17 protein-coding genes are annotated in these 22,487 nt (G+C 74.1%); 10 read left to right on the top strand and 7 right to left on the bottom strand.

All coding sequences use genetic code 11. The annotated features are described in order from the left end of the window. Nucleotides 1-92 precede the first annotated feature (92 nt). Nucleotides 93-1,208, bottom strand: coding sequence for a S1 family peptidase (locus tag ACIBKY_RS25045; protein ID WP_397099908.1), 1,116 nt, complete (start codon nt 1,206-1,208; stop codon nt 93-95). A 164-nt stretch (nt 1,209-1,372) separates the two neighbouring features. On the opposite strand from ACIBKY_RS25045, the gene ACIBKY_RS25040 reads away from it, so the two are divergent. Genes ACIBKY_RS25040 through ACIBKY_RS25030 form a run of 3 tightly spaced genes read left to right on the top strand, consistent with a single transcriptional unit; the run spans nt 1,373 to nt 2,779 of the window. After that, nucleotides 1,373-1,558: a hypothetical protein gene (locus ACIBKY_RS25040; RefSeq protein WP_397099906.1), complete on the top strand. Its 186-nt coding sequence runs from the start codon at nt 1,373-1,375 to the stop codon at nt 1,556-1,558. Between the two features lie 10 nt (nt 1,559-1,568). After that, nucleotides 1,569-2,120 carry a Clp protease N-terminal domain-containing protein gene (locus tag ACIBKY_RS25035; RefSeq protein ID WP_397099904.1) on the top strand — a complete coding sequence of 184 codons (552 nt, stop codon included), beginning with the start codon at nt 1,569-1,571 and terminating at the stop codon, nt 2,118-2,120. Continuing rightward, nucleotides 2,117-2,779 carry a DUF998 domain-containing protein gene (locus ACIBKY_RS25030; protein ID WP_397099902.1) on the top strand — a complete coding sequence of 221 codons (663 nt, stop codon included), beginning with the start codon at nt 2,117-2,119 and terminating at the stop codon, nt 2,777-2,779. The genes ACIBKY_RS25035 and ACIBKY_RS25030 overlap by 4 nt, the downstream gene beginning before the upstream one ends. 306 nt (nt 2,780-3,085) lie before the next feature. Here the strand turns inward: ACIBKY_RS25030 and ACIBKY_RS25025 are convergent, their stop codons facing one another. After that, nucleotides 3,086-4,090 (bottom strand): HEAT repeat domain-containing protein, encoded by a 1,005-nt coding sequence (locus ACIBKY_RS25025; RefSeq protein WP_397099900.1) that lies wholly within the window; start codon nt 4,088-4,090, stop codon nt 3,086-3,088. A gap of 6 nt (nt 4,091-4,096) precedes the next feature. Continuing rightward, nucleotides 4,097-4,765 (bottom strand): HEAT repeat domain-containing protein, encoded by a 669-nt coding sequence (locus tag ACIBKY_RS25020; protein ID WP_397099898.1) that lies wholly within the window; start codon nt 4,763-4,765, stop codon nt 4,097-4,099. Nucleotides 4,766-4,956: 191 nt separating this feature from the next. On the opposite strand from ACIBKY_RS25020, the gene ACIBKY_RS25015 reads away from it, so the two are divergent. From ACIBKY_RS25015 to ACIBKY_RS24990, 6 genes are all read left to right on the top strand, one after another. Continuing rightward, complete coding sequence (locus ACIBKY_RS25015) at nt 4,957-5,940, top strand: thiopeptide-type bacteriocin biosynthesis protein (RefSeq protein WP_397099896.1); 984 nt, start codon at nt 4,957-4,959, stop codon at nt 5,938-5,940. Further along, entirely contained in the window at nt 5,937-8,285 is a 2,349-nt protein-coding gene (locus ACIBKY_RS25010) for a lantibiotic dehydratase (RefSeq protein WP_397099894.1), read from the top strand. The genes ACIBKY_RS25015 and ACIBKY_RS25010 overlap by 4 nt, the downstream gene beginning before the upstream one ends. Nucleotides 8,286-8,291: 6 nt before the next feature. Then, nucleotides 8,292-8,474: a hypothetical protein gene (locus tag ACIBKY_RS25005; RefSeq protein ID WP_397099893.1), complete on the top strand. Its 183-nt coding sequence runs from the start codon at nt 8,292-8,294 to the stop codon at nt 8,472-8,474. A gap of 232 nt (nt 8,475-8,706) precedes the next feature. Continuing rightward, nucleotides 8,707-9,843, top strand: a complete 1,137-nt coding sequence (locus ACIBKY_RS25000) for a lanthionine synthetase LanC family protein (RefSeq protein ID WP_397099891.1) — start codon at nt 8,707-8,709, stop codon at nt 9,841-9,843. Then, complete coding sequence (locus ACIBKY_RS24995; RefSeq protein ID WP_397099889.1) at nt 9,840-11,594, top strand: ABC transporter ATP-binding protein; 1,755 nt, start codon at nt 9,840-9,842, stop codon at nt 11,592-11,594. Before ACIBKY_RS25000 ends, ACIBKY_RS24995 begins: the two co-directional genes overlap by 4 nt. Beyond that, complete coding sequence (locus ACIBKY_RS24990; protein ID WP_397099887.1) at nt 11,587-13,347, top strand: ABC transporter ATP-binding protein; 1,761 nt, start codon at nt 11,587-11,589, stop codon at nt 13,345-13,347. Before ACIBKY_RS24995 ends, ACIBKY_RS24990 begins: the two co-directional genes overlap by 8 nt. Here the strand turns inward: ACIBKY_RS24990 and ACIBKY_RS24985 are convergent. After that, complete coding sequence (locus tag ACIBKY_RS24985; protein ID WP_397099885.1) at nt 13,338-16,610, bottom strand: BTAD domain-containing putative transcriptional regulator; 3,273 nt, start codon at nt 16,608-16,610, stop codon at nt 13,338-13,340. The two genes, ACIBKY_RS24990 and ACIBKY_RS24985, sit on opposite strands and share 10 nt — an antisense overlap. Nucleotides 16,611-16,690: 80 nt before the next feature. Beyond that, complete coding sequence (locus ACIBKY_RS24980; RefSeq protein WP_397099883.1) at nt 16,691-17,041, bottom strand: hypothetical protein; 351 nt, start codon at nt 17,039-17,041, stop codon at nt 16,691-16,693. 524 nt (nt 17,042-17,565) lie between these two features. Here ACIBKY_RS24980 and ACIBKY_RS24975 point away from each other — a divergent pair. Further along, entirely contained in the window at nt 17,566-20,670 is a 3,105-nt protein-coding gene (locus tag ACIBKY_RS24975; protein ID WP_397099881.1) for a BTAD domain-containing putative transcriptional regulator, read from the top strand. Here the strand turns inward: ACIBKY_RS24975 and ACIBKY_RS24970 are convergent. Beyond that, entirely contained in the window at nt 20,651-21,292 is a 642-nt protein-coding gene (locus ACIBKY_RS24970) for a response regulator (RefSeq protein ID WP_397099879.1), read from the bottom strand. The genes ACIBKY_RS24975 and ACIBKY_RS24970 overlap by 20 nt on opposite strands. Next, nucleotides 21,289-22,428, bottom strand: a complete 1,140-nt coding sequence (locus ACIBKY_RS24965; RefSeq protein WP_397099878.1) for a sensor histidine kinase — start codon at nt 22,426-22,428, stop codon at nt 21,289-21,291. Before ACIBKY_RS24965 ends, ACIBKY_RS24970 begins: the two co-directional genes overlap by 4 nt. Nucleotides 22,429-22,487 lie beyond the last annotated feature (59 nt).

Below are 22,487 nucleotides of genomic sequence, written 5' to 3'. Positions count from 1 at the left end.
CCCGGCGTGCCCGGCGCGGTGGGGCGCCGGGCACGCGGGTGGCCCGGGTCAGGTGGGGGGTGTGAGCAACCTGCCCAGGGCCGGGAGGTGGACTATCCGGTGACGAGCGTCAGGCCGTAGGTCTGCAGGATCTCGTTGACGGGCTGGTGGTAGGTCGTTCCTCCGCTGGTGCAGTTGCCCGAGCCGCCGGAGGTGACGCCCTGGGCCTGGCTGCCGGAGATGAACGAGCCGCCGGAGTCGCCGGGCTGGGCGCACGCGCTGGTGCGGGTCAGGCCGGTGATGGTGCCCTCGGGGTAGCGGACGGAGGCGTTGTGCTGCTGGATGGTGCCGCAGCGCCATCCGGTGGTGGAACCGGAGCGGCAGATCGAGGAACCGACCGAGGCCTGGGTCGAGCCGCGGACGATGACGTTCTGGCCGCCGGAGCCGCGTACCCAGGGACGGACGGTGTTGCCCGGGGCCGCGACCCACGCGTAGTCGTTGCCGGGGAACGACGAGCCCTGGAAGGTGCCGGTCGGCTGGCTGGTCCGTGCGCCGGTACGGCCGCAGTGGCCGGCGGTCACGAAGCCGGGGGTGGAGCCGCGGGTGACGGAGAAGCCGATCGAGCAGCGGGTGCCGGAGCCGATGTAGTAGGCGGCGCCGCCGACGATGTTGATGTACGGCCGGGGGCTTTCCGCCGACGTGGTGATCTGGACGGCGCTCCTGTCGACGCCGGCTCGGGTGACGAACGCGTCGGCGGCCCGCCGGCTGGGGGCGGCGACGATGACGGTGTTGGTGCTGACGTCGACGTACCAGAGGCTGGCTCGCCCGGAGGCGGCGCGGTCGAGCTGGTCCTTGACGGCGTTCAGCTCGGCCAGGGTGCGGGAGACGACGACCGGTTGTGCGCCTTGGGCTTCGATCGACGCGGTGGCGGCCTGGTCGGTGGTGGCGACGTTCAGCTTGGAGGCGTCGGCGTTCAGCCAGGCGCCCGCGTAGCTGGCGCCGAGCTGGGCGGAGAGCCTGGCCTCGGCGGCCGCCGCGCGCTGCTCGTTGGCGAGGCGGGTGTGCACCTGCTGTTCGGTGAGACCGAGGTCCCGCTCCATGGCGTCGACCATGGCCGGTGGCGCCTGGTCGGGGGCGGTGGACGGCGGATCCGCGTGGGCGGCGGTGGCCAGGCCCGCTAAGCAGAGCGCCGCGACGGTGGTACTGACGAGCACGGTTTTACTCGACATATCCACTCCTTCTAGGGGGTGGTGTCAAGCTAGCGGCCGATCTCCGGGCTGCGCAGCCCCGAAGAGGCCCCTTCATCGCGCCATGAGCGTCCGTTGAGGCGCCGTTAAGGATCGCACTGTCAAGTTATATTGACAGATCGAGAGTGTCAATATAACTTGACAGCATGAACGACGATCCCGCGGTGGGACTGAAGGCCGTGGTGGCCCTGCGCAAACTCGCCGACCATCTGGAAGCGCTCCACGTGCGCAACGCCAGGCGGCGCGGATGGTCCTGGCAGGCGATCGCCGACGCGCTGGGCATCACCCGGCAGGCCGTACACCAGAAGCTCGCCCAGCGAGCACAGGACTAGGAGCCGCACGATGTTCGAAAGGTTCACCCCCGACGCGCGCCAGAGCGTGCTGGCCGCGGCGAGCATGGCCGCCGAGTCGGGCGCCGCCAAAGCCGAGCCCGACCACCTGCTGCTCGCCCTGTCCCGGGCGGGCGGGGCGGGCGCCGACATTCTGAACGGCCACGGCGTCACCGCCGACGACCTGGCCGCGGCCGCCCGGGGCCCCCGGCTGCGCGCCGGGCTCACCGACGACGAGGCCGACGCCCTCGGCGCGGTCGGCATCGACGTCGAACAGGTCTTCCGCCGGATCGAGGAGACCTTCGGGCCCGGCTCGCTCGACCAGCCGGACTCGCCGCCGTCACGCAAACCCGGTCGCGTCGGGGGGCCGTACAGCCCGCAGGCCAAGAAGGTCCTGGAGATCAGCCTGCGCGAGGCGAGAGCGCTGGGCGCGCGCGAGATCGGCACCCCGCACCTGCTGCTCGCGCTGCTCCGGCTGGGAGTGTCCCCGCCGCTGGCGGCCGTGCTGGCCGGGCACGGGGTGACCTATGACGGGGTACGGCGCGGCGCCGGCGAGACGGCGTGAACACCAGAGCGCTGCTGGGCTGCGGCGTCGTCGCGGGCCCGGTGTTCGTCGCCTCGTTCCTGCTCCGGGGCGCGGTCCTGGCCGACTACGACCCGCTCCGGCACCCGGTCAGCTCGCTCGCGCTGGGACCGGCCGGATGGGTGCAGTCCGCCACCTTCATCGGGTGCGGCCTGCTCGTGGTCGCCTTCGCCGTCGCACTGCACGGCCCGTGGGGGCGCCTGCTGATCGCCGTCTGGGGGCTCAGCCTCGTCGGCGCCGGGGTCTTCGTCACCGACCCGGTCGGCGGCTACCCGCCCGGCACTCCCCCGCTGTCCGGCTACACCACCTCCGGCCTGCTGCACGACCTGTGCGCCATCGCCACCCTCCTGGCCCTGCCACCCGCCTGCCTCATCCTGGCCCGCCGCTTCGGGCCCGCGTGGACGGTCTATTCGCTCTTGACGGCGGTGGCGTTCCCCGCACTCTGGATCCTGGCCGGGATGGGCTTCGAGCAGAACCCCTCGCTGGTCGACCTGGCGGGCCTGTTCCAGCGAGCGGCGATCATCACCGCGTGGGCCTGGATCACCGCACTCGCCGTCACCCTGCGGCATGGCGGCCCACGGCCCGCCCGGACCGGCACGCTCGCGGGTCTCCGGCGCCCTCCCGCCGACCCGGCCCCCTGACCCGCGTCCCCGGGAGCAGCCTCCGGGGCGGAATCTTCCTGTAGGCGACGCTGACCTGGGCGGCGTTCTCCACCGAACCGGCCTTGTCCGGCACCTTCGACGGCTTCCCCTTCGGGGAGCGCGGCCCGGGCGGGTGAGCGCTTCGGGCATCAGGGCGCCTCCGGCCCGTGGCGCGCCCGACAGCCGTGATCAGCGACCTGATGGGCGTGCCGGTCGCGAAACGGGTGCGGGTCAGCGCGTTGCGGGCGCCGGGGTGATCGTACTGCCGCGCGGAGAAGGAGCCGGCCTTGTCCGGGAAGGCGTCGGTCAGCGCGCGTCGCGTATGCCGAGAATGTAGGTCGCGGTCAGCGCGACGGCACGGTCCTCGTCCTGGGACAGGTCCGCGAGGGCCTGTGACGCGGTGCCTCCCGGGATGTCGGCGAGCGCCTGTGTCAGCCGCCGGCGTGCCGCCGGTTCGGCGCCCTCGCGGGCGAGGCGGTCCACGAGCCTGGTGGCGATCCGTTTCGCCGACGCGGGACGGCTCGCCAGCGCGCTGAGGGCGTCGGCGGCGCCGACGTCGTTCGTCCCCTCGACGACCATGTCGATGAGCGCCGGGACGGCTTCGGCCACTCCCCGTGCGCCGAGTGCCAGGGCCGCGTGCCTGCGTACCACGAGGTCGGGGTTGGTGAGGGCCTGCCGCAGCAGCGTGGTCGCGCCGTCGTTCGCCAGCTCGGCGATCGACCGGACGGCGCGTTCGCGCACCTCGGCCGCCGGTGAGCCGAGTCCCTCCGCCAGCAGTGCCAGCCCGTCCTCGCCCGACTGCGCCAGAGCCCAGCGGAGGGCTCCGGCGACGTTCGGGTCCGTCTCGCTCAGCGCCGCCTCGACCAGGGCTTCCACCGGCAGCGCGACCTCTTCGGCCGAGGACAGGGCGGCGCTCTGGCGCTTGCCCGCGCTCTTCGAGCCCAGCGCCTGAAGGAGCGCGACGATCTGGAACACGTCCTCCCAGCCGGTGGGTTCCACGGCGTCGATCCGGCGCAGGCGCGTGAGCAGTTCCGTCTCGGCCGCGATGCGTTCGCGCGTCTGGCGGATGAGGTCGGCGACGAGTTCGGCGGGCGTGAAGGCGGGATCTTCGAGCGCGCGCCTGACCTCACGCAGCGACAGCCCCAGGGAGCGCAGGCTCTCGATGTGGAAGATCCGCTGGATGTCCCGGCTGGAGTACTCCCGGTAGCCCGCGTGGCTGCGGCCGGTCGGCCGCACCAGGCCGAGCGCGTCGTAGTGCCTGAGCATGCGGGCGCTGACCCCGGACCGTCGTGCCACGTCACCGATCAACATGGCCCGTCACTCCTCCTTGCCCGCGCCGCCGAGGGCCACGACGCGCTTGGCCTCCTCGATCGCGAACGCGAATCCGGTGTCCGGGTCGCGCGACAGCCGCTCCGTGGCGATCGCGTGGGCACGGACGCGCGGGTCGGGGTCGGTCGTCGCGGCGCGCAGCGCGGGCACCATCGCCTCGCCGAGCGCGACGAGGGCGCGGCTGAGGCTGAGCTGCGTCTCCCGTTCGCCGCGTCCGAGCTGGGTCGCCAGCACCGTGGCCAGTTCGGGCTCCTCACCCGCCGGCACGAGCACGACCGCGGCCCGCCACGCGCTGCGTGCCACCTCGTCGTCGGCGTCGGTCAGCAGCGCCCCGGTGATCGCCGGCCACGCCCGCCGGTCCCCGATCTTGGACAGGGTGTGCAGCGCCTGGCTCCGTGCCTGCGTACGCTCCGAGCGGAGTTCGCCGAGCAGCTCCGGAACCGTCATGGACGCCGGGTGGCGGGTGAGCGCCCACGTCAGCATGTCGCGGACGTAGAACTCGGGCTCGACCGCGCTCCTTTCGATGAGCTTGCCGACGAACCGCGGGTCGGGGGCCGTACCGACCGCCATCGCCGCCCGCAGCCGCACGGACGAGCTGCCGTCGTCCAGAGCCTGGAAGGCGCGCATCGCATCCGTGTCCTGGTTCCGCATGGTCATCGGGACCACCTCCTCGGCAACAGTGAAGACCTTGTCACTGTGTCAAGGTCAAGCGGGATCAGCGGGCCGGTCCCAGGGGTGTTCCCCGCCGGACCTCCGCCAAGCCCCGGCCGGCGAAGAAGATCGTGGGTGACCTGCGGGTTTCAGCGCCGTTTCAGCGCCACGGCCGCGGCGGCCGACACGCTACGAGGGTGACTTCCCAGCAGACCACCACGCATCCGGCGGCGCTCAGGGTGGACGGCCGGCCGATGGCCGTCCACGACTTCCTCGCCGCCTGCGCACGCGGCCTCGATCCCGCCGCCGAGACCTCCCCGGCGGATGCCCGGCTGGCCGGCTGGAGGGAGGCGTTGCTGGCGGGAGGCCTGCCCGCCGTCCGCTCGATGGGCACGGACGCGACGTCGTGGACGCAGGCGGGCCTCCAGATCACGGAGGGCAAGCTGGGCGCGGTGTACGTGGAGCTGCTGCGGCTGGCCGGGGACCTGCTGTCCGGCGGGGCGGCCAACTTCTTCTTCATGCACAAACCGCCCGGCCTGCGCGTACGCGTCGAGGCGCCACCCGGCCTCCGCCCGCGGATGCTCGCGACGGTGGAGGAACGGACCGGACGCTGGCGGACCGGCGGGCTCGTCACCTCGGTCACCCCCGCCTGCTACGAGCCGGAGGCGCACCTGTTCGGCGGGCCGGTGTCGATGACGAGCGTGCACCGGCTGTTCACCGCCGACTCGATGGCCTGGCTCGGTTTCCACACGTCGGTGCGGCCGGGACCGGCGTGGGCGTTCTCGCTCGTGCTGCTGCGCCGGCTCTTCGCCGCGCTGGGGGTGGTGGGCTGGGAGGATCGCGACGTCTGGGATCGGGTACGGCGAAGCACGGGCCGGCGCCTGTCCCCCGGGCACCGGGCGGCCGACGGGTTCGGCCGGGCGGCCGAGGGGGTCCGGCGCGTCTGGGCGGACGAGACCGCCCTGCGCGAGCTCCTCGCCCCGGAGACGCAGCCGCTGATCGACCGGTACGCGGCGGACGTCACGACCGAGGCGGCCCGGTGGCGCACGGACTACTTCGACACCTGGCACGCCTACGTGGGCCCCCGCGAGGCCGCCGCCTTCGCCGTCGTCTTCCATTGGAACCGCGGCGGGCTCCCCTTCGCCAGGCAGGCGTTCCTGGCCGAGGCGCTGGCGTCATGACGCCCCGCATGGGGGCGTCCGGGCTGCTGCGGGTCGCCGGGTTCCCCGCGCACCTCTGGCTTCAGGGAAGCAATCCCGAGCTGTTCACGCTGATCCGCTGTCTGCGGGTGGCGGGTCTCGGCTACCGGGACGCCGCGGCCGCGTTGGCGGAGGTCATCGGCCGCGATCTGGTCCCCCGGGCCGGGCGGGATCGGGGGTGGGCGCTGGACGTGCGCCGCCGGCTGCACGGGGGCGGCCCGCTCACGGCGGCCGAGGCGGAGCGGCTGACGGCGCACGGCCTGCGCGCCGAGGACGTCCGGGCTGTGCTCGATCGCGGGCTGACCGTGGCGGAGCTGGAACGGCTGGCCGTCCACGCGGTGCGGGAGGAGGAGCGGCGGCTGCTCGGGTGGCCGTGGGAGCTCGCCCAGAAGGCGCCCGAGGTGGAAAGGGCCATGCGGCAGGCCGGCCCCGGCCTCTTCGACGACATCCGGCGGCGCGTGGCGGCCGGTGAGAGCTGGGACAGCAAGCGGATGCGCCGGCGCGACGGGTACCTGTGGCGGCTCATCGACCGGGGCGCCACCAAACCGACGCCGCGTGGCTGGTTCGCGCACGTGGCGCTGGTCGGCCTGGAGGAGGTGGCCGCGAGCCACGTCCCCGGCGGTGCCACCGCCTGGCAGTGGACCGAGAACCTGCACGCCGGCAGAAACGCCGTCCTTGACGGTGAGGACGCCTTCGGCGATCCCGGGACCCTGCTCACGGTCACCCCGCTGCACTGGTCCGACGGGGACACGCTGGTGGCGTGGGTGACCAGGCTGGAGAGCGAGGTGCCGGTCACCGAGGTCCGGGTGCGCCGCATCCCGCTGCTGGAATCCGTCTGCGCCGCGCTGCGGCCCGGCGCCATGACGGTCGCGAAGCTCGAGGAATCCATCGCGGTTCCCGACCGGCGGGTGCTCAGGCCTTTCCTGGCGCACCTGGCCGGCATCGGGCTGGTCGAGGTGTGCCGCCCGCCCCGCGTCACGGTGTCGGGATGGGCGCGGCCTCTGCCACAGCCGCCTGACCGCGATGGGTTCCTCGACGTCTACCGCCGCGCGTCCGGCGTGGTCGCGCCGGGACGGGAGATGGAGCCCGAGCTCCGGCAGGTGCTCGCTCTGCTGAGGCTGATGCGCGACGACGCGCCGCCGGCCGTACCCGGGGAGGACTTCGCGCAGGAGCCCGCGCTCTCCCTCTTCCGGCGCCGTCTGGAGACGGCGCGTCCCCACAGGCACGCGCCGGCCGACGGCTGGCCGCGCCCGCGGACGGAAGGCTCCGCGTACGACAGGCTGATCGCCTGGCTGGACGGCGAGGCGGGTGAGCACCCCGTCGTCATCCCGGACCTCGGCGCCGGGGACGAGGAGCTGAGCTGGCCGGTGGACTGCCTGCTGCGTCCCCTGCCCGGCTCGGGTGCCGCGTTCGACGCGCTGGCCCCGGCCGCGGCGCTCGACGCCCGGTTCGCCGACGCCCTGCGCACGCTGTACGGCCCGCCCCCGCACGTCACCGCCTACCGCCGCTTCCTCGAACGGGTGGAGCGGGAGACCGGCTACCTGTTCGTCGAGGTGCTGGTGCCGCCGCTGTCGCTCAGGGCGGCCAACGCGGTACGCCGCCCGCGCTACACCCGGGCCTGGACCGGCGACGCCGACCTCGCCTCCTACTGCGGCGACACCGCGTCGGCCCGCTACATCCCCCTGGACACGATCATGATCAGGCGGGAGGGCCACCGGACCGTGGCCACGGTGGACGACCGCCCGATCTGGCCGATCCTGCATTCGACCCGGGTGGCGATCCCGCCCTGGGACCTGCTGGCCGGCCTTCTGCAGTCGGCCGCGCCCACGCCGCTGGGCCGTCCCCTGGGCATCGACCTGCGCGCGCCCCTGACGGCTCTGCCCGGGCGGGCGTTCCTCCCCCGCGTCATGGCGGGTGACCGGCTGGTGATCTCGGCCGCGCAGTGGCGGGTCGGGCGCGAGCGGTTGTGGCCAGCCGGCGAGCCGGCTCTCAGCGGGGCGCGGGCGCTGGACGCGCTGCGCGAGCGGCTCGGCCTGCCCCGCTGGGTCCTCGTCACCGATCCGCGCTCCGGTGGCCGCGTCCGCTGCGACCTGGAGAGCCTGCGGGCCGTCGCGGCGATCGACCGGATGCTCACCCACGACCCCAAGACGATCACCGTGACCGAGGCGCTGCCCGCGCCCCCGGACTATCCGGTCACGACCCCCTCCCCCGGCCCGGCCGCACGGCACGCCGCCCAGCTCATGCTGCGGCTGCCGATGGACGTCTGCCCTGACGTCCTCGCCCGCCGGACCGCCCGAGCCATCAACGCCGATGGAGAAAGGAGGTGAACGCACATGAACGACCCGATCGAGACGAGCATCGACATTCCTGACGTCGACCGGCTCATCGTGCAGTTGGAGGCGCAGTTCGCGACCGTCACCAACGAGAAGCCCGAAGAGCCGTGGACGTCGAACGACTGCACCTACGCGTGCACGAACGGCTGCACGGGCGGCTGCACCAAGTCCTGCCTGGCGTGATTCCCGTGGCCGCCCCCGGGATGGGGCGGCCACACCCAAGGGAGGAAGACTCTCATGAACGACGAGCTCGACCTGCTGATCACATCCCTGGAAGCCCGGCTTCACCCACGGCACGTTCCCACCGTAGAGGCCCTGTTTCCCCCGGAGACGAACACGTGCACCGTCGGCTGCACGCGCCAGCTCTGTCCGGACAGCAACAACTGCACCAGCCACTGCACCATCACGTGTACCCATGGATGCTGAGGAGCTGGCCGGTGAGGTCCTGACCGCCTACCGGGCGGGCAGGCCGCCGGGGCCGGATGACGCGGGGCCCGCCGTGCTGGCGCGCCTGGTCGGTGACGAGCGGGCCTTGGGCGCCTGGCTGGAAGGCTTCGGCGAGGGAACGCGGGGAATCGCCCTCTACCAGGGGCAGGCGGGCTTCGTCGCCGGTGTCGGCACGGCCAGGGCCAGATGGCCGCGGCTGTCCGTGCTCGCGGATCGGGCCGCCGAGTCGCTGGCCGTACGGCTGTCGCGCCGGCGGTGGCCGCGGGAGGCCGTGGGCTGGGACGACTACGACCTGATCACCGGCCCGGCAGGGGCGGTGCTGGCACTGACCACGGGCGGGGCGACCAGGCCGGACCTCCTGCGGGCGGGTGCCGCTCTGCTGGTCAGGGCGGCGCAGAGAAGTGATCTCGACGGCCTCAGGGTCCGGGAGACGGGGCCGGGCGAAGAGGTCCGCGGCTGGTGCCCCGGGACCGTCAACACCGGCGTCGGCCACGGCGTGGCAGGCGTCGCCATGGCGTTGCGGGCGGCGTGCGAGGTTCCGGGAGCGCCACGGGGGTGTGCTCCCGCGCTGGCCAGGGTCGCGCACTGGCTGGTGGCCGAGATGTACGAGGACGCCTGGGGCGTGCTCACCTGGCCGCCCCACGGAAGGGAGGGCGGCGGCCCGCCCGCGCATCCCAGCCGCCGCCAGGCCTGGTGCTACGGCACGCCGGGAGTCTCCTGGGCGCTGTGGGAGGCGGGCCGGGTGCTCGGCGACGGGATGCTCCGGCAGGTGGCGAGCCGGGCGATGGCCTCGTTCTGCGCCGCGTTCGACCCGGAGCGCTACTTGTTCGACGGCGAGCGCGGCGGCCTGGACAGCCTGGCGATCTGTCACGGGGCGGCCGGCACGATGCTGGTCGCCGACGCGTTCGCCCGGCACGCGGACCTGGGCGGGGCGGGCGCGCTGCGCGACCTGCTGGAGACCTATCTGCTCGACCGGCTCGACCAGGTGCCCGTGCTGGCCGGGCGGAGGGTCCTGTTGCTCAACGGCGCCACCGGCGTCCTGGCCGCGTTGCTCACGGTGCGCGGCGGCGACCGTGCCTGGCTCGCGCAGTACGGCCTGCGATGAAGGGCCTGATCCGCCTGCTGCTGTCCGCCGGCCCGGTCCGCACACCGCTCCTCGGCCTGGTCCTGCTGGTGAAGGCGGGGCTGGCCACGGGGTACATGTTCGCGGTGGGCGCGCTGGTGTCCGCCATCGCGGACGGCGGCCCCCGGGACCTCGTGGGGCCGCTGGTCGTCCTCGGCGCCCTCATGCTCGCCCAGGACCTGGCCGGGCCCGCGCAGACGATGCTGGCCGGCGATCTGACGCGGGCGGTGACCAGAAAGACCACGGGCACGATCGTGCGGGCCGCGCTGACCGCCGGTGTCGCGCGGATGGAGAACCCGGAGGTGGCCGACCACTTCAGCCTCGCCCAGGGCCGTGCGCCCGGCGCGCTGCCGGTCGGTCCCGCCGTCGGGGCGCTCGCCCAGCTCGGCGCGACCCGGCTAACCGGCCTCGCGGCGGCGCTCACGCTCGCCTCCTACGCCTGGTGGGCGCCGCTGCCGCTGGCCGCCGCCTGGATGCTCACCGGACGCTGGGTCGATCGGGAGGTACGCGGCGCGGTGGCCGGGTTCGCGGCCAGCACCGCCTCCCTGCGGCGCGCGACGTACTTCAGGAACCTCGGCCTGCTGCCCGCGGGGGCGAAGGAGCTGAGGGTCTTCGGTCTGGGCCCGTGGCTGGTGCGGCGCTTCGCCGCGGCCTGGGCGGAGGGCATGAGGGAGGTGCTCGCCTTCCGGCAGCCGCGCAGCGCGTTCGCGGCGCGCCTGGCGGTGCTGGCCGGGGCGCACGTGGTGACGCTGAGCGCGCTGGCCGTGGCCGGGCTCGACGTGGGCGGGCTGACCGTGGCGGTCCAGGCCGTGTTCGGGACGGCGGCGCTGGGCTACGCGGGTGACCCGCAATGGACGCTGGCCACCGCCGGTTCCGCTCTGCCGCACATCGAGCACGTGCGGGAGCTGGCCACCGCGCGGCCACGAGGCGGCGGGAGCGCGAGCGGGATGCCGGCGCGGGAGATCCGGTTCGAAGGGGCCGGGTTCGCCTACCCGGGAGCGGGCCGGAACGTTCTGGACGGGCTCGACCTGACCGTCCCCGCGGGCGGCTCGCTGGCCCTGGTCGGCGGGAACGGGGCGGGCAAGACCACGTTGCTCAAGCTGCTGGCCGGCCTGTACGAGCCGGGACAGGGCCGGATCCTCATCGACGGCACGGATCTGGCCACGATCGATCCGGACTCCTGGCGCCGGCAGCTCGCCGTGGTTTTCCAGGATTTCTGCCGCTTTGAAGCGACATTGCGGGACAACGTGAGTTTCGGAGCGGTGCATCGCCCTCCTGACGACGACGCGGTGCTCGACGCGCTCCGGCTGGCAGGGGCGGGCGACCTGCCGGGCCGCCTGCCGTACGGGCTCGGCACGATCATGTCCAGGCAGTACGAGGGCGGCGGCGAGCTGTCCGGCGGGCAGTGGCAGAAGGTCGCGCTGGCCAGGGCGATCTACGCGGTGGGGCACGGCGCCCGCGTCCTGATCCTCGACGAGCCCACGGCCCATCTGGACGTGCGCGCGGAAAGCCGGCTGTACGAACGGTTCCTGGAGCTCACCTCCGGCGTCACCACGATCCTGGTCTCCCATCGGTTCAGCACGGTACGCATGGCCGACCGGATCGCGGTGCTGGAGGGCGGCCGCGTCGCCGAGCTGGGCGACCATGCCGGACTGGTGCGCGCGGGCGGCGTCTACGCGCGCAGCTACGCCCTGCACGCCGGCCGGTTCCGGCGGGAGGCCGCCGATGCGTAGGTTCCGCGTGTGGTGGCTGCCGATCGAGGTGGCCTTCCGCGCCGACGCCCGGCGGGCGATCGCGGTGCCCGCGCTCGCCGTCGTGGCCGGGCTGGGCGGCATCCTTCACGCTCTGGGCCTGAAGTGGCTGGTCGACGGCGTGAGCGCGGGCGCGGCGGAGGCGACGGTGGCCGCCGCGCTCGTCCTGGCGGGCATGATCACGTTCGTCCATCTCATTGGTACGGCCGGCGCCCGCGTCAGAATGGCCTTCCAGCAGAAGGTGGCGTTCGAACTCGACCGGCGGGTCCTCCAGATGTGCACCCGCGTGCCGGAGATCGCCCACTATGAGGATCCCGGCTACCTCGACCGGATCGAGGTGCTCCGCGAGACCCGCGGCGAGCTGGGCACCACCTACGGCCAGCTACTCCAGGGCCTGCGCGGAGCGGTGCAGATGTGCGGCATCCTGGCGCTGCTCGCCGCGCTGGATCCCCGGCTCCTGCTGCTGCCCGCCTTCGCCGTACCGGCCGCCCTGGCCACCGCGCGCGGCGAGCGGGTGCTGCAGGAGGCGGAGGAGGCGGTGGCCCCCGACGCCCGCGCGCACCACGCGCTGGTGACGCTGGCCACCTCGGCGGCCGCCGGCAAGGAGCTGCGGATCTACGGCCTGGCCCGCGAACTCGCCGCCCGCTGCGAACGGCTGGTCCTCAGCGTCCAGGGCCGCCGCCGCGGAGCGGAGCGGACGGCGGCGCTCTGGACGGCGACCGGCCGCCTGGCCTTCACCGCCGGATTCCTGGGCGCGCTCACCCTCGCCGCCACCGGCCGGGCCGGTGCGGGCGACGTGGCGCTGGTTTTGGTGCTCGCCGGTCAGCTCGACGGGACGGCGGGCACGCTGATCGGCCTGTACTCCTCGCTCCGGCGCAGCGCCCACGCCGCGCGCCACTACTTCTGGCTGGCCGGCTACTCCCCGGCCGGGCCCTCTTCGCCCGCCGTACCCCTGCCTCTGACCTCCGGCGGCGAGATCGCCCTCGACCACGTGAGCTTCCGCTACCCGGGCGCGGCGAACCCGGTGCTGCGCGACGTCTCCCTGCGCCTGACCTCCGGCAGCGTGGTCGCGGTCGTCGGCGAGAACGGCGCGGGCAAAAGCAGCCTGGTCAAGCTCCTGTGCGGCCTCTACCACCCCACCGAGGGCACGATCCGGTACGGCGGCGCCGGCATCACCGCCTACGGGCTCGCCGCCTGGCAGGAGCGGCTGTCGGCCGGATTCCAGGACTTCTGCCGCCTTGAGCTCGTCACCCGCGCGTCGGTGGGCGTCGGCGACCTGCCCCGCGCGGACGACGAGCCCGCCGTGCTGGCCGCGCTGGCCGACGCCGGAGCGGAACGGCTCGTCGGCGACCTGCCCGCGGGCCTGGCGACACAGCTCGGCACCTCCTTCGAGAACGGGGTCGAGCTCTCCGGCGGGCAATGGCAGTGGATCGCGCTGGGCCGCGCCGCGATGCGGGCCGAGCCGATCCTGCGGGTACTGGACGAGCCGACCTCCGGCCTCGCTCCCGAGGCGGAGCACGCGTTGTTCACCCGCTACGCGGCGCTGGCCCGGCGGCCCGGCCACCGGACGATCACGGTCATGGTCTCGCACCGCTTCTCCACCGTGCGCATGGCGGACGTGATCGTCGTGCTCGACGCGGGACGGCTGGTGGAGCTGGGTGACCACGCCACGCTGATGGCCGCCGGCGGCAGGTACGCCGAGCTGTACCGGCTGCAGGCGCGCGGCTACCGGTGATCCGTCCGCCGCAGGGCGGCGAGGGCCGCCTCCTCCAGCGGGACCGCGCCGCACAGGGCCGCCAGGTCGCGGGCGCCGTGGAGGTGCGCGCGGGCCCGCGTGGCGTGGCCCGTCTCCCGCAGAGTCTCACCGAGCAGATACCGGGAGGCGGCGTGCTCCAGCCGGGCGTCGGTGCCCTCCAGCAGGCGGACCGACTCGGTCAGCGGCTGCAGCCGGCGCGGGACGGGTTCGGTGGTGGCGGCGACCCGGAGCGCGCGGCCGATCGCGCGGGCGCTCCCCCACCTGTGCGCGGCGGCCAGGAGGTCCTGGGCGGCGGATCGGGCCTCGTCCGCGCGCCCGAGCATGGTCAGGGCACGGGCCAGGGGCTCGCGCCAGTCGAACAGCTCAGGGTTGGTGATGCCCATGGTCGCGCAGTGTTCGCGGGTTTCCTGGGCCAGCCGCAGCGCCTGGCGGGCCTGGCCCTGGGCGAGGAGCAGGTTCAATTCGCCGCCGGCGTAGATGTGCCGGGACAGGTCGTGTCCGTGGGCGGCCTTGACCCGGCACAGGACGGACCGGGCCGCGTCGTTGTCGCCGCGGGCCAGCAGGGCGGCGATGAGCCAGTTTCCGGCGAAGACGACGCCGAGGTCCACTCCGCTGTTCGTGGCCGCCTCCATCGCCAGCCATCCGTCGCGGACCGCGTCCTCCAGATGGCCCTTCATGAGCATGATCATCGAGCGGTAGGTGAAGGCGGGAGCCGCTCCGCGCAACGACCCCGCTTCGCGGCTGTGCTGTAGCACCGCCTCGACGGAGGGCAGGATCCGGGGGCTGTCGCAGGGGCCCAGCGCGTACCAGGCGCAGGTCAGAAGCGGTACGGCCTGCAGCTGGCCGACCAGGCCCTGCTCGGCCAGGACCCGCAGGGCACGGCGCTCGGTCTGCTCCCGCCGGGACTTCATCGCGTCGTTGAGCGCCAGGCAGGCCTCCAGCATGAGGCCGCCGAAGGAGGAGCCGGTGGGGCGTGTGCCCAGCTCGTCGAGCATGCCGACGAGGTCGGCGCCGTGCGGGGTGCCGTATCCGGCCATGCCGATGCAGGCCACCAGCGCCTGGCGGGCGCCTTCGGAGAGCCGGGGCTCTCTGTCGAGGACCGCCTGGCAGCCGCGGGCGGCCTGACGCGGGCGGCCGGTCATCCACATGGTGCAGCCGATGGTGAGCGCTATCCCGGCGCGGCGCTCGGGATCGGGTTCGAGCTCCAGGACCTCGGCCAGGTGCTCCAGGGAACGTGGCATGTCCACCAGCGCCTCGGCGAGCCCGAGCTGGGTCAGCACGGTCAGCCGCCGCTCGCCCAGGTCCTCGTCCAGGGCCCGGCGCAGGAACGCGACCGCGCCGTCCACCGAACCGCGGGCCAGGCTGAGGTCGGCCGCCCGCAGGAGGAGCGCGACGGTGTCCTCGCCGGCCGTCCCCGGCGGGATCCGGAGCAGGTGGGTGGCCGCCCTGATCGCGTCCCGATCGGTCACCGCCGCACGCAGCGCGGCCAGGTGCAGGCCGATCAGCGTGCTCGGCCTGATGCCCTCGTAGACGGCCTGCCGGATCAGCGGATGACAGAAGGTGAACCTGGCGGGCATGCCCCGTGCCTCGACCAGGTCGTTGGCGGTCAGCGCCGCCACCGCGTCCATGATCTCGTGCGCGGGGATGCCGCTCAGCGTGGCCAGCGCGCGTCCGTCCACGTCGTCGCCCAGGACGGCCAGCGCCCGCAGCGCGCTCACCGCCGAGGGGGGAAGGTGCCGGAGCTGACCGGCGACGAAACAGGCGAGCGACCCGCCCGGGTTGTCGCGCATCTGCCGCACCAGGAAGGGATTCCCGCGGGTCGCCTCGTGGATGCGCAGCGCGCGCTCCCCCTCCGGGGGCTCTCCCAGCAGGACGGCACAGCCCTCGACCGTGAGCGGCGCCGGGGTGAGAGTGGTGGCCAGAGGCAGAGCGGCGATGATCGAGGTGATCCGGCCGAGCCGATCGCAGCCAGGCCGCGAGGCGAGCAGCACCACCACGGCCAGCCCGTCCAGGCGCGCCCCCAGATAGGCCAGGAACTGCGCGGACGCGGCGTCCGCCCAGTGCAGGTCGTCCACGACGATCAGCAGCGGGCCGGCCGCGGCCAGATCGGCGGCGAGCCAGAACAGCGAGTCGATGATCGCGTACTCCCCCTGCGGCACAGCCGGATCCGCGTCCGTCACGCGCACGACGGCCGCGCCGGCGGGGCTGCCGGGTTGGCGGGCGAATCGTTCGAACAGCTGCCGCACGCAGCCCCAGCCGTTGTCCACCTCCAGGTCGGTGCCCCGGGCACTCGCCACCGTGAACCCCATCGCCTCGGCCCTGCCGCGGGCGTGGGCCAGCAGGCTCGTCTTGCCCATGCCCGCCGGGCCTTCAACGACCACGAGCCCGCCACCGGCACCGTCCGACGCGCGCTCCAGGGCGTGGTCGATCACCTTCGTCTCGGCGGCCCGCTCCACCAGGGGCGCGCCGTTCCGGGCCCCGGTGATGTCGCCGGGCACGAGGTCGAGGCCGGGGTCCTGGCGCAGGATCGCCGTTTCGAGATCGCGGATGCCGGCGCCCGGGTCGATGCCCAGCTCTTCGCGCAGCCGGCCGCGCAGCCGGTGCACGACGCCCAGCGCGTCCGCCTGCCTGCCGCAGCGGTACAGGGCGACCATCAGCAGCCGGTGCACTTCCTCGTCGAAGGGGTACGGCTCCAGCATCCCCTCCAGTTCCGGGACCAGCTCCGCGTGCCTGCCCAGCGCCAGCCGGGTCTCGCCGAGCGCGAGGTCGGCCCGGCGGCGCACACGTTCCAGGCGCGCCGCCTGGGCCGCGAACCACGGCGACCCGGCCGCCACGTCCGCGAGCGGCCGCCCGCGCCACAGGGCCAGGGCGGCTTTCAGGCGGCGCATGCGCTCCTCTGGACCGCTCGCGCTCATGCCGCGCTCGATCAGGGACTCGGCCTGCCGTACGTCCGTGGGCTCCGTGCCGAGCCGCAGCATGTACCCGGGCGGCCTGGCCACGATCGCGCCGGGCGTGCCGAGTTCGCGCCGCAGGTAGGACACATGGCGCTGCAGCGTGTTCGTCGCGGTTCCGGGCGGCCGGCCGTCCCACACGATGTCGATCAGGTGGTCGATGCCGACGACCTCGCCGGTGCGCAGCGCCAGCACGGCCAGCACGGCCTTGCGTCGCACACCAGGGACCGGCAGGACTTCTCCGTCGCTCCAGATGTCCACCGGCCCCAGCAGCCGCACCCGACCACCCATCTGCCCCACCCGTTGGCTTCGCCGCCTTCGCGAAAGAGGGCGTTCCATCCCGTTCCGCGGCGTTCCACCGACGGGGCGGATCAGTGTGAGGGGCTGAGCCCGGCCAGGTTGCGCCAGAGTTCGTAGCCCACGAACGCCAGCACGGGCAGGCCGAGCGCCGCCAGCAGCCGCGTCGGCCACACGACCGGCGCCGCTTTCGGAGCGGCGGGTGGGGTGAGCCGCAGCGGCCGTGGTTCGGGGGCCGCGGTGAGCTCGGGATGGCGCGACAGGAATCCGTACGGCAGGCAGGTCACCTGATAGGCACCGCACCCGGGACAGCTCACGCTCACCCACGGCGGCTGGACGGTCACCGAGCCGCGTTTCCACACGCGGATCTCCCCGCCGTGGTGATCGTCGGAGACCGTCCGGACGGTGTAGCGCTGTTCCCACATGTGCTGACACCGGTGACAGCCGAAGGACCAGATCTCTTGGCTGCTGAACTCCTCGTGCACAGGATCACCCCCGGGCCACGACGCGCCGACGACCCGAGTGTGCGCCGGGCCCGAGGGCCGCGCAAGACGACGGCAGGTGTCACCGGGAGCCACCAAATGCTCACCAATTGTTCCTCCGTCGCCATCGTGAACCGATGTTCCTCCGTCGCCCTCGTGAACCGAGCTCCGCTCCGGCGATCGTGAACACCTCTGCGCCCGCGTGCGACGGTGTGCTCCCCGCCGGGAGTGCCCGGCGCGCGGAACATGTGCCCCAGTGACCGCCGGCCACGGCCCGCCCTCCCGTCACCGCCCCGGCCGAGCTCGAACAGGCCGAGGCCGTAACGGGCGTGCGGTAGCCCGCCGCCGCGTGGCGCCGTGCCGCCCGGGAATCCGCCGTTGACGGTCCCGGTGATGCCCGCCGGCGATGACGGGGCACCCACGGCGCTGCGGTCGCCGTGGGCGAGGGTCCTCCTAGGCTGGTGACCATGCGGATTGAGGTGCTGGGGCCGGTCCGGGCCTATGGCGACGGCGGGGCGCCGATCGACGTCGGCGGTACCAGGGTGCGTGCGCTGCTGGCCAGGCTGACGCTGGCCGGCGGCGAGGTGGTGGCGGTCGATGCGCTCGTCGACGGGCTGTGGGGCGATCTCCCGCCGCGCGAGAGCGTCAGGGCGCTGCACGCGCTGGTGTACCGGCTGCGGCGGGCGCTGGGCGACGGCGAGGTCGTCGAGCTGGCCTCCGGTGGGTACCGTCTGCGCGTACGCGCCGAGGACGTCGACGCCCACCGGTTCGAGGAGCTGGCCAGGCAGGGCCGCGGCGAGCTGGCCGCCGGTGCCGCGGGCCGGGCCGCCGCGCTGCTGGGTGCGGCGCTGGCGTTGTGGCGGGGCGACGCGCTGGCCGACGTGCTCGGCCTCCCCTTCGCCGCCGCGGCCGCCGCCCGCCTGGAGGAACTGCGTGCCGCGGCCGCCGAGGACCGGTTCGAGGCGGAGCTGCTGCTGGGCAACCACGGCGAGATCCTGGCCGAGATGGAGGCGGCGGCCGCGGCGTATCCGCTGCGCGAACGGCTGGCCATTCTGCGGATGCGGGCTTTGCACGCGGCGGGCCGTCAGTTCGAGGCGCTCGGGCTGTATGAGGAGGTGCGCCGCACGCTCGCGGAGGAACTGGGCGTCGACCCCTCCGAGGAGCTGCGCGGGGCGCATCTGGCGGTGTTGCGCGGCGAGAGCGGGCCGGCGCGGCGCTCGCGGGCGACGCCGGGCCGGCTGCCGGCTCCGCTGACCGGCTTCGTCGGCCGCGACGAGGAGCTGAAACTGCTCGCCGGGCTGCTGGACGGCTCGCGGCTGGTCACGGTCGCCGGTCCGGGCGGGGTGGGCAAGACCCGGCTGGCGGTGGAGGCGGTGAGCCGGCATCGGGCCCATCGGCGCGGCCGCGTCTGGCTCGTCCCCCTGGCCGGGGTGGACACGCCGGAAGGGCTGCCCGAGGCGGTGCTGGGCGCGGTCACCGCGACGGAGGCGCTGCCGCCGGGTACGCCGCTCGATCGAACGGTCACCCTGCTCTCCGGCGGCGAGGGCGTGCTGGTGCTGGACAACTGCGAGCAGATCTCCGGGGCGGTGGCCGGCTTCGCCGGGCACCTGCTCGAACGCCTGCCGAACCTGACCATCCTGGCCACGAGCCGCGAACCGCTGGAGGTCATGGGTGAGGCGCTGTGCCGGCTGGTGCCGCTCGCCCTGCCCCCGGCCCACGCCGATCCGGTCCGCGCCGCGCGGGCGAGCGCGGTCCGGCTGTTCCTCGATCGGGCCGCCGCGGTACGGCCCGGCTTCGCGCTGGAGGGGCCGGCGGCGGGCCCGGTGGTGGACATCGTGCGCCGGCTGGACGGCCTGCCGCTCGCCCTGGAACTGGCCGCGGCGCGGCTGCGCACGATGGACGCCGGTGAGCTCGCCCGCCGCCTGGATGATCGTTTCCGGCTGCTCGGCACCGGCAACAGGACCGCCCAGCCGCGCCAGCGCACGCTCCGCGCGGTCATCGACTGGAGCTGGGACCTGCTCACCGAGGACGAGCGGACCCTCGCCCGCCGGATGTCGATGTTTCCGGCCAAGGCCGGGCTCGGGCAGATCGAGGCGGTATGCGGAGGCGACGCCGCGTACCTGCTGGATTCGCTGGTCGACAAGTCGATCGTGGAGCGGGCCGGTGACGGCTATCGGATGCTGGAGACCATCCGGGCCTACGCCGCCGGGGAACTGCGCTGCGCCGAGGAGCGCGAAGCCGTACGCCGACGGCTCACGCGCCACTACGCCGGGCTGGCCGAGCGGCACGAGCCGCTGCTGCGCGGGCATGGGCAGGCGGAGTCGCTGCGGCTGTTCGAGTTCGAGCACGACAACCTCGTCCACGCTCTCCAGACGGCCGTCGAGGATGGCGACGCCGAGGCGGCGGCCCGGATCCTCGGCCCGCTGTACTGGTACTGGGACATGCTGCGCTACGACGGCCGGGCCGACGTCTACGTGGCCAGGGTGCTGGAGTTCGGCGACGCGCTGCCGCGGGCGGCCAGGTCCGCGTTCGCCGCGATCCACCTGCTGGCCGGTGCGGCGGACGCCGGGCAGGTGCGGGCCGCGGTCGAGGACTGCGCCCGGACTGGCGCGCTGCGGCGTTATCCGATGCTGCTGACCATGACGCTGACGGCGGCCTTCATGGCCGGGCTTGACGACCTGGTCGATCGGGAGACGGCCCGGGTGAGGGAGGGCTCCGACGACTGGGCGGTCGCGCACACCCACCTGGTCGAGGCGCTGCGCGGCCGTACCCGCGGAGACTGGGCGGAAGGCGCGGGCGCGGCGGCGCGGGCGTTGCGCGCGTTCGAGCGGTCGGGCGACCGGTGGTGGACCGCGATGATGCTGAACGGCACGGCCCAGATCCACGGGATCGAGGGCCGGCACGACGAGGCGGTCGCCGACTTCGAGCGCGCCATCTCGATCAGCGGCGGCCTCGCGTGGCAGGAGGAGGTCTCCTCCCGGCTCGGGCTCGCCACGCAGCGGATGCGCGCCGGCGATCTGAAGGGCGCCGGCGAGGATCTCGAGTCCGCGTGGCGGGCGGCCGAGAACCTCGGCCTGCCGATGCCGGAGATCCAGGCGCACGCCTGCGCGGCGGAGTTGTACCGCCGCCGCGGCGAGCCCGGCCCGGCCGATCGGGAGCTCGACCGGCTGGAGCGGGTCGCCCGCGAGTGGTCCCTGCCCGCGGAGGCGAGCCGGAGCCTGCTGGTGCCCGCCAGAATGGCGAACCTGCTCACCGCTGGTGACACGGCGCGGGCGCGCGCGATGCTGCCCCATGCGCTCCGGGCGGCCGGGGCGAACATGGACCTCGCGCCGGCCGCCGAGCTCCTGGCCCGGCTGCTGTCGCTGGAGGGCGATCCGGCGGGCGCGGCCCACGCGCTGGGGATGAGCGAGGTCATCCGCGGCACCTTCGACCGCGGTGACCGGGAACTGGGCGCGCTCGTGGCCGGCCTGGTGGACCGGCTCGGCCGTACCGGCTATGCCACGGCCTACGAGCGGGGCGCCGGCCTGCGGCGGGACGAGGCGATCGACACCGTCATGAGGTCTGGCCGCTGAGCCGGATGATCCCGCGGGAGGCGGCGACGGTCACGGCGGCGGTGCGGTCGCCGACGCCGAGCTTGGCGAAGATGTGCAGGAGGTGGGTCTTGACCGTGGCCTCGCTGATGCACAGGTGGGCGCCGATGGCCTTGTTGCTCATCCCCTGGGCCACGGCGCCCAGGACCTCGATCTCGCGGCCGCTGAGGGCGTCGGGCGCGTCGGCCCGTGCCCACGACAACACCCGGGTGGCGATCGCCGGCGACAGCGCGCTCTCTCCGCGCGCCGCCGCCCGGATCGCGTCGAACAGCTGCTCACGGCGGGTGTCCTTGAGCAGGTAGCCGATGGCTCCCGCGTCGATGGCGCGCGAGATGTCGCTGTCGGTGTCGTAGGTGGTGAGGACGATCACCTTGGCGCCGGGGTCGCGCTCGCGGATCCGGGTGATCGCCGTCGCGCCGTCGATCTCGGGCATCTGCAGGTCCATGAGGGTGACGTCGGGGCGCAGGTCGCGCGCCAGCCGTACCGCGTCGGTGCCCGAGACGGCCTCGCCGACGACCTCCAGGTCGTCCTGGGTGCCGAGCATGGCCCGGATGCCGTCGCGTACGACCGGGTGGTCGTCGGCGATCAGGACGCGGACGGTCATCGCGCCCCGATCGGCACCGCGGCAGGGACGCCGGCCACGACCGTGGCGCCCGCGCCGGGTGCGCTTTCCACGAGCAGGGTGCCGCCGAGCTGCTCCATCCGTTCCCGCATGATCGACAGACCGTGTCCCGAGGCGGCCCGCCCGGGATCGAACCCGCCGCCGTCGTCGTGGACGTCAAGCACCACCAGGTCCTCCATGTACGACAGGGTCAGCGTGACCTGTTCGGCGCCGGCGTGGCGGCGTGCGTTGGCGACCGCTTCCTGCGCCACGCGCAGCAGTTCGGCCTGGACGTGGGCCTCCAGCGGCCGGAGCATGCCGGTGATCACGGTGTGCGCCCGGATGCCGGTCTCGTCGCGCAGCCGGGCCGACAGCCGCCGCAGGGCCTCCGGCAGGCCGCACTCGTCGAGGTCGCCGGGCCGCAGCGCCCCCACCACGCGGCGGCTTTCCGCGAGGTTCTCCCTGGTCACCCGTAGTGCCTGGCTGAGGTGTCCGTTGTCGGGGAGGGTCGCCTGCGCCGCCTCCAGCAGCATCACCACGCTGGCGAAGCCCTGGGTGAGGCTGTCGTGGATGTCCCGGGCCAGCCGCTGCCGCTCGGCCGCCACGCCCGCCTGCCGTTCCGCCGCCGCCCGCGCCTCCTGTGCCGCCTGCAGCTCGTCGATGAGGCGTTTGCGCTCGGCGCTCTGCCGGGCCACGGAATGGAAGTATCCGACCGCGGCGCCCGCGCTGATCGCGACCAGCGCGCTGATGACGATCTCGGTCCAGGTGATCGTCCCGGTCGCGTGGTGGCGGTGCCACAACCAGCCCCCGGCGCACGACACCACCGCGACCAGCCCGACCCGCACGGCGTCCATGCAGTACGGCGCGAGCACGCTCAGCCCGACCACCAGGAAGGAGGAGTCGACGGCGAACAGCCCCAGCCAGATCAGCCCGCCGCCCAGCACGTACGGCAGCGGCACGTCTCCCGCGTGCGGCGTGCGCAGCACGAACCACACCGCGTACCAGGCGGCAAGCCCGGCCACCAGCACCACCGGCAGGACCCGGCCTCCCTCGATCACGGGTCCCGCGGAGGTCAGCACCAGCCACGAGACGAAAAAGGCGTGCTGCCACCGGCGCCGCGACCGCTCCCAGGACTCCACACCGCCGACGATATTCAGTCGTCCGCCGGATGCGCATCAACCGGTCGGCTGATCGCACA

This window comes from Nonomuraea sp. NPDC050394, assembly GCF_044459065.1.
Taxonomy (GTDB): Bacteria; Actinomycetota; Actinomycetes; order Streptosporangiales; family Streptosporangiaceae; genus Nonomuraea.
The sequence above is the reverse complement of the archived record's forward strand: the minus strand, read 5'-3'. Positions and strand labels throughout refer to the sequence as shown.